At 71.4% G+C, this 13344-nt stretch carries 10 protein-coding genes and 1 pseudogene; 3 read left to right on the top strand and 8 right to left on the bottom strand.

Annotation, left to right across the window (positions count from 1 at the left end):
* Positions 1-174: 174 nt before the first annotated feature.
* Positions 175-1545 carry a helix-turn-helix domain-containing protein gene (locus ACX25U_RS07845; RefSeq protein WP_454389961.1) on the top strand — a complete coding sequence of 457 codons (1371 nt, stop codon included), beginning with the start codon at positions 175-177 and terminating at the stop codon, positions 1543-1545.
* Positions 1546-1586: 41 nt separating this feature from the next.
* Here ACX25U_RS07845 and ACX25U_RS07840 read toward each other — a convergent pair whose 3' ends face one another.
* Entirely contained in the window at positions 1587-2450 is an 864-nt protein-coding gene (locus ACX25U_RS07840) for a phosphotransferase enzyme family protein (RefSeq protein ID WP_454389959.1), read from the bottom strand.
* A gap of 85 nt (positions 2451-2535) precedes the next feature.
* On the opposite strand from ACX25U_RS07840, the pseudogene mgt reads away from it, so the two are divergent.
* Positions 2536-3826 (top strand): annotated as a pseudogene (mgt, locus tag ACX25U_RS07835) (macrolide-inactivating glycosyltransferase).
* Positions 3827-3929: 103 nt separating this feature from the next.
* On the opposite strand, the gene ACX25U_RS07830 reads toward mgt, so the two are convergent.
* Positions 3930-6176, bottom strand: coding sequence for an MMPL family transporter (locus ACX25U_RS07830; RefSeq protein WP_454389957.1), 2247 nt, complete (start codon positions 6174-6176; stop codon positions 3930-3932).
* A 405-nt stretch (positions 6177-6581) separates the two neighbouring features.
* On the opposite strand from ACX25U_RS07830, the gene ACX25U_RS07825 reads away from it, so the two are divergent.
* Positions 6582-7133 carry a DUF1697 domain-containing protein gene (locus tag ACX25U_RS07825; protein ID WP_454389955.1) on the top strand — a complete coding sequence of 184 codons (552 nt, stop codon included), beginning with the start codon at positions 6582-6584 and terminating at the stop codon, positions 7131-7133.
* 11 nt (positions 7134-7144) lie between these two features.
* On the opposite strand, the gene ACX25U_RS07820 is transcribed toward ACX25U_RS07825, so the two are convergent.
* The 6 genes from ACX25U_RS07820 to ACX25U_RS07795 form a co-directional block, all read right to left on the bottom strand.
* Positions 7145-7984, bottom strand: a complete 840-nt coding sequence (locus ACX25U_RS07820) for an aldo/keto reductase (protein WP_454389953.1) — start codon at positions 7982-7984, stop codon at positions 7145-7147.
* A gap of 206 nt (positions 7985-8190) precedes the next feature.
* Positions 8191-8937, bottom strand: a complete 747-nt coding sequence (locus ACX25U_RS07815) for a sirohydrochlorin chelatase (RefSeq protein ID WP_454389951.1) — start codon at positions 8935-8937, stop codon at positions 8191-8193.
* 3 nt (positions 8938-8940) lie between these two features.
* Positions 8941-9831, bottom strand: a complete 891-nt coding sequence (locus tag ACX25U_RS07810; RefSeq protein WP_454389949.1) for an ABC transporter permease — start codon at positions 9829-9831, stop codon at positions 8941-8943.
* The gene (locus ACX25U_RS07805) at positions 9818-10597 is read right to left on the bottom strand and encodes an ABC transporter ATP-binding protein (protein ID WP_454389947.1); all 780 of its coding nucleotides are present in this window, start codon (positions 10595-10597) and stop codon (positions 9818-9820) included. Before ACX25U_RS07805 ends, ACX25U_RS07810 begins: the two co-directional genes overlap by 14 nt.
* A gap of 36 nt (positions 10598-10633) precedes the next feature.
* The gene (locus tag ACX25U_RS07800; protein WP_454389945.1) at positions 10634-11785 is read right to left on the bottom strand and encodes an aliphatic sulfonate ABC transporter substrate-binding protein; all 1152 of its coding nucleotides are present in this window, start codon (positions 11783-11785) and stop codon (positions 10634-10636) included.
* A gap of 224 nt (positions 11786-12009) precedes the next feature.
* Positions 12010-13344 (bottom strand): sulfate adenylyltransferase subunit 1, encoded by a 1335-nt coding sequence (locus ACX25U_RS07795; RefSeq protein ID WP_454389943.1) that lies wholly within the window; start codon positions 13342-13344, stop codon positions 12010-12012.

The raw sequence follows: 13344 nt of genomic DNA, 5'->3' as shown, positions 1-13344 counted from the left end.
TGCGGCCCGCTCCGGTGCGCGCCGCCCGTGTTCACGAGGACACCGCAGCTCGTCCGGCAAAGGCAGGTGCAGTCTCCTGGTGCGCACACGGTTTGCACACGGCGTAAACGGCTTGCAACTTTCCGCGCCGAAAGGCGGTTTGACGGGACTATGAGCCCAGGCAGGAGGTGAGTCGTGGACAGCATCCACCCGATCTGGCGCTCGGCAGCCATGTGTGATGCCCTCGCCCGCCGCGATGCCGGCGCGATCGTCCGATTGGCCCGCCGCGCGGCCGACATCACGCTCGCCGATCTCGGCAAGCGGGTCGGCTATACCGCCGCTTCCCTGTCCCGGATGGAACGTGGCAAGCAGCCGATGCGCGACGTGCTGCTGCTCCAGCGCCTCGCAGACTGTCTGGACATCCCACCGCATCTGCTCGGTCTCGCGCCGCAACACCAGCGAGCAACGCTGAACCGGCCCGGTGCCATTAGGGTGGGCACACAGGCCCTGTTCGGCGAAGAGGGGGACGACCAGGTGCGACGCCGCGAACTCCTGGCAACCCTGGCCGGAGCCACCACCGGCGCGGTCCTCGGCCCTCCAGCCGCCGCCCACGTTCCGGCGAAGCCGAGCCTGTCCGGCCTGGAAGACCTGCTGCTCCATCGGCAGCACGGCCAAGCCCTCGTCTCGGATCCCACCCCGTCAGCCGTCACCGCAGCGGTGGACGCATCCCGGCAGGACTTCAGCACCTGCCGCTACGACACCCTCGCCCGCGCACTTCCGGCCCGGATCGCGCTCGCCCAGGCCCTTGGCGCCGACGGTCATCCGGAGCAGGCGGCAACCGCGGTCGCCGAGCTCTACAGCGACGCGACCCGCCTGTGCATCAAGCTCGGCGAAGACGGCCTGGCCGCCGTCACCGCCGACCGAGCCCTCGCCGCGGCGCTCGGCGGCGCGGACGCCCTCACCGTCGCCGAGGCCCACCGCATGGTCTCGTCCGCCTGGCGCCGCCAGGGACACTACGCCCGAGCCACCGACGTCGCCGTCACCGCCGCCCAGCACCTGACCGACGATCGCACCACCGGCGCAACCGAACGGCTCTCCGTCCAGGGCAACCTGTACGCCACCGCCGCCTACACCGCAGCGAAGCAAGGCGACCGGCACACCGCACACGCCCTCATTGCCGAGGCTCAGGCCACCGCCGGTCAACTTGGCCATGACGCACTGCTGCGCGGCACCGTCTTCGGCCCCAGTCAGGTCCTCCTCCACCAGGTCTCGATCAGCCACCTGCTCGGCGACGCAGGCCAAGCCATCGAGCACGCCCGCCGTATCGATGCCGCTGCCCTGCCCACCACCGAACGACAGGCCCGATACTGGATCGACGTCGCCCGTGCCTTCAACCAATGGGGCAAACCCGACCGCTGCTGCCGAGCCCTGCTCGCCGCCGAGCACGCGGCACCCCAGGAGGTCCGCCGCGACTCGGTCCGGACCATGGCCGCCGGCCTCATGCGCCACGACCGCACCCTCCCCGGCGTACGGGCGTTCGCCCACCGCGTCGGCGCCCTCGCATAGCTGCCCCCCACAAAGGCCGCTGCGGGAGCCGGCGGGCGAGATCAGAAGGGATACCAGCGCACCGTGGGGTCCCCGTCCCGCAGTGACGCCACCCGGCGCTCGAACTCGGTCAGCGCCTTGGGGTTGTCCTGGGCGTGCTGGGCGACCCAGGCGCAGCTGGCCGTCTCACGGGCGCCGCGCAGTACCGGGCAGCCCTCCCACTCCCTCACGTCCCAGCCGTAGGTCTCGGTGAAGGAGTCGTACGCCTCGGCGGGCAGGCCGTAGCGGTCCCGGGACAGGGCCATGACCACCAGGTCGTGCTCGCGCAGGTCGGCGGAGAAGGTCTCCAGGTCGACCAGGACGGGCCCGTCCGGACCGACGTGCACATTGCGCGTCAGCGCGTCGCCGTGGATCGGGCCCGGCGGCAGATGGGGGGTGAGCGCGGCGGCGGCCGCCGCGAAGCCGTCGCGGCGCTCGCGCAGGAACGCCGCGTCGGCCGGGTCGACGACGTCGCCCGCCAGCCGCAGCCAGCGCTCCACACCGCCCAGCAGCTCGCGGGGCGGCAGCTCGAAGCCGGGGGCGGGGAGCGCGTGGACGAGGCGCAGCAGCTCGGCCAGGTCCCGCGGCTCGGTGGGCCGCACCGGCTCGGGCAGCCGATGCCACACGGTCACCGGGTGCCCCTCGACGAGGACCGCCTCGGTCTCGGCGGCCCGCACCGCGGGCACCCCGGCCTCGGCCAGCCACACCGCGATGCGCAACTCCCGCCGCGCCCGCTCCAGCAGTTCGGCGTCGCTGCCCACCTTCACGACGAGGTCCCCGGCGGCGAACACCGCGTTCTCCCCCAGGGCGAGCAGCCGTGCGTCCCGCCCCGAACCGGGCAGCACTCCTGCCACGGCCAGTACGTCCCGCGCCCGTGCCTCGTCCATCGTCCGTCTCCGTATTCGTATCCGTATTCGTGGTCGAACCCCCGATGTCCGACGGTCAGTCTCGCATCCGCACAGGTCGGAGCCGGTGCCCGGTGCCGCGAACCGGGCGTTCCCGTGTTCCGGCGCCGTAAAGCGTTTGAACGTGACGTGCCGTCTCGTCCATGGTGGGCGGCATGACGACCGGTGCCCACATCGCCATGTTCTCCATCGCCGCCCACGGCCACGTGAACCCCAGCCTGGAGGTGATCCGGGAACTCGTGGCACGCGGGCACCGGGTCACGTACGCCATCCCGCCGGTGTTCGCGGACAAGGTCGCCGAGGCCGGTGCCGAGGTGAAACCCTGGCATTCCACGCTGCCCTCGCCCGACGACGACCCGTCCGCCTGGGGGACCACGCTGCTCGACAACGTCGAGCCGTTCCTGAACGACGCGATCCAGGCCCTGCCCCAGATGATCGAGGCCTACGCGGACGACGAGCCCGACCTGGTCCTGCACGACATCACCGCCTACCCGGCCCGCGTACTCGCCCACCGCTGGGGCGTGCCGGCGATCTCCCTCTCGCCGAACCTCGTCGCCTGGGAGGGTTACGAGGAGGAGGTCGCCGAACCGATGTGGGCCGAGCCCCGGCGGACCGAACGGGGCCGGGCCTACTACGCCCGCTTCGAGACCTGGCTGAGGGAGAACGGGATCACCCAGCACCCGGACTCCTTCGTCGGCCGCCCCGCCCGCTCGCTCGTCCTGATCCCGCGGGCGCTGCAGCCGCACGCCGACCGGGTCGACGAGAAGGTCCACACCTTCGTCGGCGCCTGTCAGGGCGACCGCTCGGCCCAGGGCGACTGGCGGCGGCCCGCCGGGGCCGAGAAGGTGGTGCTCGTCTCGCTCGGCTCGGCCTTCACCAAGCAGCCCGCCTTCTACCGGGAGTGCGTCCGGGCCTTCGCCGGACTGCCGGGCTGGCACCTGGTGCTCCAGGTCGGTCGGCACGTGACCCCCGCCGAGCTCGGCGACGTACCCGCCAACGTCGAAGTGCGGTCCTGGGTCCCGCAGTTGGCAATCCTGCGCAAGGCCGACCTGTTCATCACGCATGCCGGGGCCGGCGGCAGCCAGGAGGGCCTGGCCACCGCCACGCCGATGATCGCCGTGCCGCAGGCCGTCGACCAGTTCGGCAACGCGGACATGCTCCAGGGTCTCGGCGTCGCCCGCCACGTCCCCATGGAGGAGGCGACCGCCGAGACCCTGCGCGCCGCCGCCCTCGCCCTGATCGACGACCCCGACGTCGCGCGGCGACTGAAAGCCGTCCAGACCGAGATGGCCCAGGAGGGCGGGACGAGGCGAGCGGCCGATCTCATCGAGGCCGAACTGCCCTCCGGCTGCCGGTGACAGACCCTCGGTGAGGGAGAATCGGCAACCGGCTGCCGGTAACGGGGCGGGGCCCGGCGGCTCGTACAAGCCGCCGGGCCCCGCCCCCGTTCCGCAGTGGGGTTCACACCCCCACCCGCTCGTCCTTCCGCGGCGCGGGCGCGGCGGCCACTGCCGCCGGGGGCTCGTCATGGGTGAGGTCGGGGAGGCGGTGCAGCCACTTGGGCAGGTACCAGTTGCGTTCGCCCAGCAGGGACATCACCGCGGGCAGCAGCACGCCGCGGATGACGGTCGCGTCGATGAGGACCGCGGCTGCCAGGCCCACGCCCATCTGCTTCATGGACTGCATGGACAGCGTGCCGAAGATCGCGAACACGGCGACCATGATGACGGCGGCGCTGGTGACGACGCCCGCCGTGGTGACCACGCCGTGCTGGATCGCGTCCCTCGTCGTCCGGCCGCGCAGCCGGGCCTCGCGGATCCGGGAGACCACGAAGACGTGGTAGTCCATCGACAGGCCGAACAGGATCACGAACAGGAACAGCGGCAGCCAGGTGACGATCGCGCCGACACCGTGAGCACCCACCAGGGAGGCCCCCCAGCCGTGCTGGAAGACGGCGACGAGGATGCCGTAGGCCGCGCCGACCGACAGCAGGTTCAGCAGGATCGACGTGATCGCGACGGTCAGCGAGCGGAACGAGAGCAGCATCAGCAGGAAGGCGAAGACCACGACGAAGGCGAACACCGGGACGACGGAGCCGACGAGCTGGTCGTTGAAGTCGTGCGAGCCGGCGACCTGACCGGTGATCGGCGCCTGCACCCCGTCGACCTTGCCCAGCGTGGCGGGCCGCACCTCGTCGCGCAGCTTCTGAAGACTCCGGCCGGCCTTGTCGAAGTCGGAGCCGCCGACCAGCGGGACGGAGACGAGGGCCACGTTCCGCGCCTCGTGCAGCTTGACGTCGACCGGGCCGCGTGAGGCGCCCGAGGCGATCGCCCGCTCCTTGAACTCCGCCAGGGCCTGTTGCACCTGGGGGGCCTTGATGTCCTCGGCCTTCACCACCACCCGGGCCGGCTCGGAGCCGCCCGGGAAGGCCTCGTTGACCCGGTTGTACGTCTGCACGATGGGCAGCGAGTCGCCGAACTCCTGGTCCAGCGTGAGCTGCGAGGTCTTCATGCCGAATGCCGGAGCCGCGACGGCGAGCAGCGCGCCGGCCGCCACGACGACCGACACCACGGGCCGGGCCAGCACCCGCCGCAGCACGGCCGTCCAGAACCGGCTCTCGGCGCCGCCGCCGCTCCGGCGCCGCCTCAGGAACGGGATCCGTCCCTTCTCGACCCGCTCGCCCAGCAGCGACAGCAGCGCCGGCAGCACGGTCACCGACCCGACCATCGCGACCGCCACCACCATCAGCGAGGCGAGGCCCATCGCCTCGAACTCGGCGATCCCGGTGAACAGCATGCCCGCCATCGCCACGCACACCGTGACACCGGAGACGACGATCGCGCGCCCGCTGGTCGCGGCGGCGATGCGCAGCGCGGCCCCCGCGTCCCGTCCGGCCGCCCGCTCCTCGCGCTCGCGGCGCAGGTAGAACAGGCAGTAGTCGACGCCGACCGCCAAGCCGACCAGCAGCATCACGGAGTTGGCGGTGTCGCTCATCGGCTGCAGATGGCTGACGATGCCCATCAGGCCCATCGTCGCCATGATCGCGGTGATCGCCAGCGCCACCGGCAGCAGCGCGGCCACCAGCGCGCCGAAGGCGATCAGCAGAATGCCCAGCGCCACCGGCACGGCCGAGTACTCGGCCTGCTTGAAGTCGTCCCCGAAGGCGTCGGAGTACTGCTTCTGGATGCTGGCGCCGCCGATCTCCTCGATCCGCAGCGAGGCGTGGTTCTTCTGGACGTCCTCGACGGCCTTCAGTACCGGCTCGACCCGCTCGCCCGCGGTGTCCGCCTCGCCGCGCATCGCGAACTGCACCAGCGCGCTGCGGCCGTCCCCGGAGATGGTCTTCGTGTCGTACGGCGAGGTCACGTCCGTGACCCGGCCGGTCGCCCCGACGGCCGTGACCACCTCGGCGACGGCCGCCCGGAAGTCGGCGTCCGTGGCCTTGGTGGTGCCGTCCTTCGCCTGGATCAGGACGGTCTCGCCCGCCGGTTCCTTGATCCCCGCGTCCTCGATGATCTTCGCGGCGGTGTGCGTCTCGCCCTTGAGCTGGTCGCTCTCCTTGACGTCCAGCCGGCCCGCCGCCGAACCGAGCCCCATCGCCAGGACGACGAACAGCACCCAGATGCCGACGGCAGCCCATCGGTGCCGGGCGCTCCAGCCGCCGGCCCGCGCGGCGAGGCCCCGCACCCGCGTATCTCCGTTCCCCATGACGGGCTTGCCCCCTCCAGGCCCTGAAACGGACCTCGTGCGCGGCGACGGCCCCTTGCCGCCACCTTCCGCATCGAAGATATGGGCCTGATAAGCCCGTCTCGTCGTGCTGTCCGGTGAAGTAACGCCGCTGCGGGTCCTCCCCTCGGACCCTGCCTCCTCCGCACTGAGGAGGACGGCGACCCCTTACAACCGTCAGGGCTTCTCGGGGGTGGGGATCAGGGTGTCCGCTCCGCCGGAAGGGCTCGGCTCTGTGGTTGTGAAACCTTGTTGAACAAGTCGCAGCCGCGTGCAGGAGTTGATCCGCGCGCCGCGATCGGCCATGGTTTCGAGCATCTCCACCTCACGGTCGGCGGCTGTCGTGCCCACCCCCACGGGGCACGACAGCCGTTCTAGGGTGGGTGGATGACGACGTATGCGGCGCTGCTGCGCGGAATCAACGTGGGCGGCGGCAAGAAGGTCCCGATGGCCGAGCTGCGCACCCTGATGGAGGATCTCGGCCACACCGGCGTCCGTACGTATCTGCAGAGCGGGCAGGCCGTCTTCGCCTCCGGGCGCGGCGACGAGGAGTCGCTGGCCGCCGGGCTCGGGGAGGCCATCGAGAAGCGGTTCGGTTTCCCGGTGGACGTGATGGTGCGCGACCACGCCTATCTGCGGGCGATCGCCGAGGCCTGCCCGTTCCCGGCCGCCGAGCTGGAGGGCAAGCAGTTGCACGTCACCTACTACTCCGCCCCCGTCGACGCGGCGCGCTTCGCGGAGATCGACCGGGCTGCCTACCTGCCCGAGGAGTTCCGCCTCGGCGACCGCGCCCTGTACCTGTACGCGCCGAACGGACTGGGCCGCTCCAAGCTCGCCGAGCACCTGTCCAAACGCCGGCTGAACAAGGACGTGATCGCGACCAGCCGCAACTGGAACACGGTGCTCAAACTCGTCGAGCTGACCGCCCAGTCCGCCTGACGCCGGCCCCCTCACGCGAGGGAGGCCAGCAGGGACAGCTCGGCGCCGGTCAGCCGTACGCCGGCCGCGTCCAGGTTCTCCTCCAGGTGGACGAGCGTGCCCGTGCCCGGGGTCGGGCAGAGCACGGGGGAGCGGTGCAGCAGCCACGCCAGGGCGATCTGCCCCGGCGTGGCCCCGTGCGCGGCGGCGATCCGAGCGCACTCCGGGTGCGCGGTCAACGCGCCGTTGCCCAGCGGGAACCACGGCAGGAACGCGATCCCGCGCTCCTCGCACAGCTTCAGCAACGGCTCGGACTCGCGGTCGAGAAGGTTGTAGCGATTCTGGACGGAGGCGATCTCCGCCGACTCCAGGGCGGCGGAGAGCTGTTCGGCGGACACGGTGTCCAGGCCGACGTACCGGATCTTGCCCTCCGCCCGCAACTCCTCCAGTGCGCCCAGCTGTTCGGCCATCGGCACGACCGGGTCCAGCCGGTGCAGCTGGTACAGGTCGATCGTTTCCAGCCGTAGCCGGCGCAGGCTCGCCTCGCACATCTCGCGCAGTCGAGAGGGCCGCCCGTCGACGTGCCAGGCGCTGTCACTGGTGCGGACCACTCCGCCCTTGGTGGCGATCACCAGCCCCTCGGGGTACGGGTGCAGGGCCTCGGCCACCAGATCCTCGGCAAGCGACGGGCCGTAGTTGTCCGCCGTGTCGATCAGGGTCACCCCCCGCTCGACCGCCCGCCGCAGCACGGCCACCGCGTCCCGGGCATCGCCGCGCGGGCCCCAGTAGCCGGGGCCGGTGAGCTGGGCGGTGCCGTACCCGAGGCGCCGTACGGACAGGTCACCACCGAGCGCGAACGTCTCCTTGATCACGCGGTGGAGGGTACCTGCGGCCGCGGGAGGCTCCCTCCTGCGCAGAAGGCTGGATCTGATCCGTCCCGCAGTGCCGCAGTGACACTTGGGCAGCGCTCGACGCTGTAGGGAACGTCGACCATCGCACACCGGGTTTCCGGCGGGCGGTGGTCGGTCCGTCCGCGGTCCGGCACCACGGGGGAGTGCCGGATTGCGGGCGTGCCGTCTCAGGCCCCCAGGGCCGTTCGCAGCGGCAGCCGGGCGGCGTCGTACCGTTCCAGCAGCAGCCGCGCCACCTCCGGTGCGGGGCCGAGGACGCCGGCCAGGACGTCGGCCCGAGCCTCGGCGGCGCCCCGCGCGATGCGGTCCGGCAGGAAGCCCGGGGCCAGGACGTACGGCGCGACCGCGACCTTCGCGCAGCCCAGCGACCGCAGTTCGCGCACCGCGTCCTCGGTGCGCGGCAGGGATGCGGAGGCGAACGCAGGCCGCACGGCGCACCAACCGGTGTGCCGCCACTCCCGCGCGATTTCTGCGATCACTGCGATCGCCTCCGGGTCGGAGGACCCCGCCGAGGCCAGTACCACCCCGGTCGAGGACTTGTCGGCGGGGGACAGCCCCGCCTCGTACAGCCGGCGCTCCAGGGCCCGCGTCAGCAGCGGCGACGGGCCGAGGACGTCGGCCTGCCGGATCCGCAGCCGCGGCGGCGCCTGACGCAGCACCGACGGGATGTCCGCCTTCGCGTGGAAGGCGCGGGTCAGCAGCAGCGGCAGAGCGACCACGTCCCGCACCTCCTGAACCGCCAGCGACTCCAGCACACCCTGCACGGAGGGCACGTTGAAGTCGAGGAAGCCGGTCTCCACCCGCAGCCCGGGGCGCAGCGAGCGCACCCGCCGCACCAGGGCGTGCACGGTGGCGGCGTGCCGCGGATCGCGGCTGCCGTGGGCGACGACCAGGAGAACGGGCTGCTGGGACATGGGTCAGCTCTTCACCAGAAGACCGCGGCTGCGCAGCACCCACCGCTCCAGCGGACTGAAGATCAGCAGGTCGATGGCGATGCCGACGAACAGGATCAGAATGATGGCCTCGAACACCATCGACATGGAGCTCGCGTTGCGGCCGTTCTCCAGCAGGGCGCCCAGGCCGATGCCCAGGTCCGGCGAGGAGGCGATGATCTCCGCCGCCATCAGCGAACGCCAGGAGAACGCCCAGCCCTGCTTCAGCCCGGCCAGATAGCCCGGCAGCGCGGCCGGCAGGACGATGTGCCAGGCGCCCCTGGCCCCCGTCGCGCCCATCGTGCGGCCCGCCCGCAGGAACAGCGGCGGCACCTGGTCGATGCCGGACACCAGGCCGTTGGCGATGGACGGGACCGCGCCGAGCAGGATCACGGCGTACATCATCGAGTTGTTCAGGCCCAGCCAGATCACCGCCGGCGGCACCCACGCCACCGACGGCAGCGACTGCAGACCGGACAGGATCGGGCCGATGGCCGCCCGCACGAACTTCACCCGGGCCACCAGCAGCCCCAGCGGGGTGCCGATCGCGAGGGCGAACAGGAAGCCCAGCAGACCGCGCGAGACGGACGTCCAGATGAAGTCGAGCAGCGTGCCCTGCAGCCAGGCGTCCTTGAACTCGCGGCCCACGTCGGCCGGCGAGGGCAGCTTGCTCGGGTCGTCGACCACCTTGAAGGAGATCAGCGCCTGCCAGACCACCAGGACCACCGCGACCGCCACGACCGGCGGCAGGATCTTGTTGACGAAGGTCTTCCCAAAGGGCGTACGCCCGGTCTCGGTGGCCTCCAGCGCGTCGAGTCCGGCCTCCACACCGGCCAGTTCGGCGCCCTGCGCCGTCTTCGTGTCAGTGCCGGCCATGACGGCGGATCTCCCCACGCAGTACTTCGGTGATCTCCAGGGACAGCTCCGCGACGGGTGCGTCCTCGATACGGCGCGGCTGCGGGATGTCCACCGCCCACTCGCGGGCCACCCGGCCCGGTCGGGAGGACAGCAGCACCACGCGCTGCGCGAGCCGCACCGCCTCGCGCACGTTGTGCGTCACGAACAGGACCGACACGCCGGTCTCCTGCCAGATCCTGGTCAGCTCGTCGTGCAGCACGTCCCGGGTGATGGCGTCCAGGGCCGCGAACGGCTCGTCCATCAGCAGCAGGTTGCTCTCCTGGGCGAGCGCGCGGGCCATCGCCACGCGCTGGCGCATACCGCCGGACAGCTCGTGCACCCGCTTGCCGTACGCGCCCTTGAGCCGGACCAGCTCGAGCAGTTCCTCGGCCCTGCCGCGCCGCTGCGGCTTCGGCACCCCCCTGAGTTTCAGGGCGAGTTCGATGTTCTTGCCCGCGCTCAGCCACGGGAACAGGGCGTGCTCCTGGAACATCAGGGCGGGGCGGCCGTCCGTCGTGATGGACCCGGCGGTGGGCCGGTCGAGGCCCGCCACCAGGTTCAGCAGGGTGGACTTGCCGCAGCCCGAGGCCCCCAGGAGGGTGACGAACTCGCCCGGGGCGACATCGAGGCTGATGCCGTCCAGGACGAGCTGCTGCCCGCCCGGAGTCGTGAAGGACTTCGAGACGCTCTCAAGGCGCGCCGCGTGCGCTACGGACTCGGCGGCCGTGGCGAGGGTCGTGGCCATGGTCGTCACCTCCTGGGAACTCTTCGGCTACGGGCTCTACTTGACGCCGAGACCGGCGTCGCTGACGGTGGGCTCGCCCTCGGCCTCGAGGACCTTGTTCAGCAGGGTGAGGTCGTAGATGCCGTCCAGCTTCGGCTTCTGCAGCAGACCCGCCTTGACCGCGTGCTGCGCCTGGGCGTTCAAGGTGGACGCCAGCGGGTCGTCGGTGATCTGGATGGACTTCCACGCCGGGTTCAGGACGTTGTCGGGCAGAGCCTTGCCGGATTCGGTCCTGAGCCGCTTGTTCGCCGCGGCCTTCGCCTCGTCCGGATGGGCGTTGATCCACTTGTTGGTCTCGACGGAGGCTTTCAGCACCGCCTCGACGGCCCTCGGGTGCTCCTTGAGGAACTTCTGCGACACGATGATGTTCGTGATCACGAACTTCTTGTCGGGCCACAGCGACGACTCGTCCAGCAGTACCTCGGCGCCTTCGGCGACCAGCTTGGACGCGGTAGGCTCCGGCACCCAGGCGCCGTCGACGGAGCCGGACTTGTAGGCGTCCGGGGTGATCTTGTTGTCGGTGCGGACGACGGAGACGTCGCCCTTGCCGCTGAGCGCGTCGACCTTCCAGCCCTGCTCCGCGATCCAGTTGAGGAACGCCACGTCCTGGGTGTTGCCCAGCTGCGGGGTGGCGATCTTCTTGCCCTTGACGTCCTTGAGGGACTTGATCTTCTCCGGGTTCACCACGAGCTTGACCCCGCCGGAGGCCGAACCGCCGATGATGCGCAGGCTCTTGCCGTCGGACTTGGTGTAGCCGTTGACCGCCGGGGACGGGCCGATCCAGCCGATGTCGATGGAGCCGGAGTTGAGGGCCTCGATCTCGGACGGGCCGGCGTTGAAGGCGGCCGTCCTGACGGCCGTGGCGCCCAGCGCCTTCTGGAAGAAGCCCTTCTCCACGCCCACCAGCGCGGTCGCGTGTGTCAGGTTGCCGAAGTAGCCGATCCTGACGGAGTCCAGGCCGTCGGTCTTCTTGGCCCCGGCGGCGACCTTCTCGTGGGAGCTGTCGTCCTGGGCCTGGGAGCCGTAGCCGCAGGCGGAGGCGAGGGTGAGAAGCGGAAGAACGACGGCGGCGGCGAGGCCGCGGCGGAGTATCGACGGGGGGGTGTCCCCGGTCGGGCGGACCCGAAACCGGGGGAGGTTGACAGGCACGGGAGGCTCGTCCTCTCGTTGGCCCGGCGGTCACGGCCTCTCAGGTCGTGGCCGGGAGATCGGCAGGTCTTCTACGCAGGCGGTGGGGGGTGAGGGCGCGCAGGCAGTGCGCGTACGTCAGCGCGCACATCGGGCCACCCCGCCCTGTCCGCTGCCGAGGGCGCCGCTGCCGACCCGGCCGCCCTCCTTGGCGAACGTCGAGTAGAAGTCGGGGGAGTTCATGGTCAGAAGTCCCAACCACCGTCGTCGGCCACGTCCTTGACCAGCTCCGGCGAGGCGAACGACTCGCCGACCATGCCCGCGGTGAGCGTGGTGCCGTCGGACGGGTCGATCAGGATGAACGAGCCGGTGCGCCGCGAGTCGGCGTAGGAGTCGACCGGCAGTGGCTCGGCGGTACGGATCTTCACCCGGCCGATGTCGTTGGCGGCGAGCTGGCCCGGGTGCGGGTGCAGGGACAGGTCGTCGAGGGTGAGCCGGGACGGGATGTCCTTGACGATGGCCTTGACCGTGCGGGTGCCGTGCTTGAGCAGCACCCGGTGGCCCACGGCCAGCGGCTGGTCGGCGACATGGCAGACGGTCGCCTCCACGTCCTGGGTGGTCGCGGGCGCGTCCTTGCTGGGCACGATCAGGTCGCCGCGCGAGACGTCGATGTCGTCCTGGAGCAGGACGGTGACCGACTGCGTCGTCCACGCCACGTCGACCGGCTCGCCCAGCAGGTCGATGCCGGCGATCCGGGTCGTACGGCCCGACGGCAGCACCGTGACCTCGTCGCCGACCCGGAAGGCGCCGGCGGCGATCTGGCCCGCGTAGCCGCGGTAGTCGGGGTGCTCGGCGGTCTGCGGCCGGATCACGTACTGCACGGGCAGCCGGGCGTGGCAGTGCGCCAGGTCGTGGCTGACCGGGACCGTCTCCAGGTGCTCCAGGACGGTCGGGCCGCCGTACCAGTCCATGGTCGCGGACGGCTCGACCACGTTGTCGCCGGCGAGCGCCGAGATCGGGATGGCGGTGACCTGCGGGACGCCCAGCTCGGTGGCGTACGCCGTGAACTCCTCGGCGATCTTCGCGAACACGGACTCCTGGTAGCCGACCAGATCCATCTTGTTGACCGCGAGCACCACGTGCGGAACCCGGAGCAGGGCCGCGATCGCCGCGTGCCGGCGGGTCTGCTCCACCACGCCGTTGCGGGCGTCCACCAGGATCACCGTCAGCTCGGCGGTGGAGGCGCCGGTGACCATGTTCCGCGTGTACTGCACATGGCCCGGCGTGTCCGCGAGGATGAACCGGCGGCGCGGGGTGGCGAAGTAGCGGTAGGCCACGTCGATGGTGATGCCCTGCTCGCGCTCGGCGCGCAGGCCGTCTGTGAGCAGCGCGAGGTCCGGGGCGTCCTGGCCGCGGCTCGCCGAGGCGCGCTCCACGGCCTCCAGCTGGTCGGCCAGGACCGACTTGGAGTCGTGCAGCAGCCGGCCGACGAGGGTGGACTTGCCGTCGTCGACGGAGCCGGCGGTGGCGAACCGCAGCAGGGTGGTGGCCGAGAGCTCCTCGGTCGTGGTCGTGCTCAT

The sequence above is a fragment of the Streptomyces sp. JNUCC 63 genome (assembly GCF_054366325.1).
This window is presented reverse-complemented; position numbering and strand designations above follow the sequence as displayed.

Excerpts from the sequence above, each read along its gene's own strand:
- ACX25U_RS07840 (WP_454389959.1), bottom strand. The coding sequence starts at position 2,450 with ATGGACGAGGCACGGGCGCGGGACGTACTGGCCGTGGCAGGAGTGCTG.
- ACX25U_RS07805 (WP_454389947.1), bottom strand. The coding sequence starts at position 10,597 with ATGGCCACGACCCTCGCCACGGCCGCCGAGTCCGTAGCGCACGCGGCG.
- ACX25U_RS07815 (WP_454389951.1), bottom strand. The coding sequence starts at position 8,937 with ATGTCCCAGCAGCCCGTTCTCCTGGTCGTCGCCCACGGCAGCCGCGAT.
- ACX25U_RS07810 (WP_454389949.1), bottom strand. The coding sequence starts at position 9,831 with ATGGCCGGCACTGACACGAAGACGGCGCAGGGCGCCGAACTGGCCGGT.
- ACX25U_RS07830 (WP_454389957.1), bottom strand. The coding sequence starts at position 6,176 with ATGGGGAACGGAGATACGCGGGTGCGGGGCCTCGCCGCGCGGGCCGGC.
- ACX25U_RS07825 (WP_454389955.1), top strand. The coding sequence starts at position 6,582 with ATGACGACGTATGCGGCGCTGCTGCGCGGAATCAACGTGGGCGGCGGC.
- ACX25U_RS07795 (WP_454389943.1), bottom strand. The coding sequence starts at position 13,344 with ATGAGCACGACCACGACCGAGGAGCTCTCGGCCACCACCCTGCTGCGG.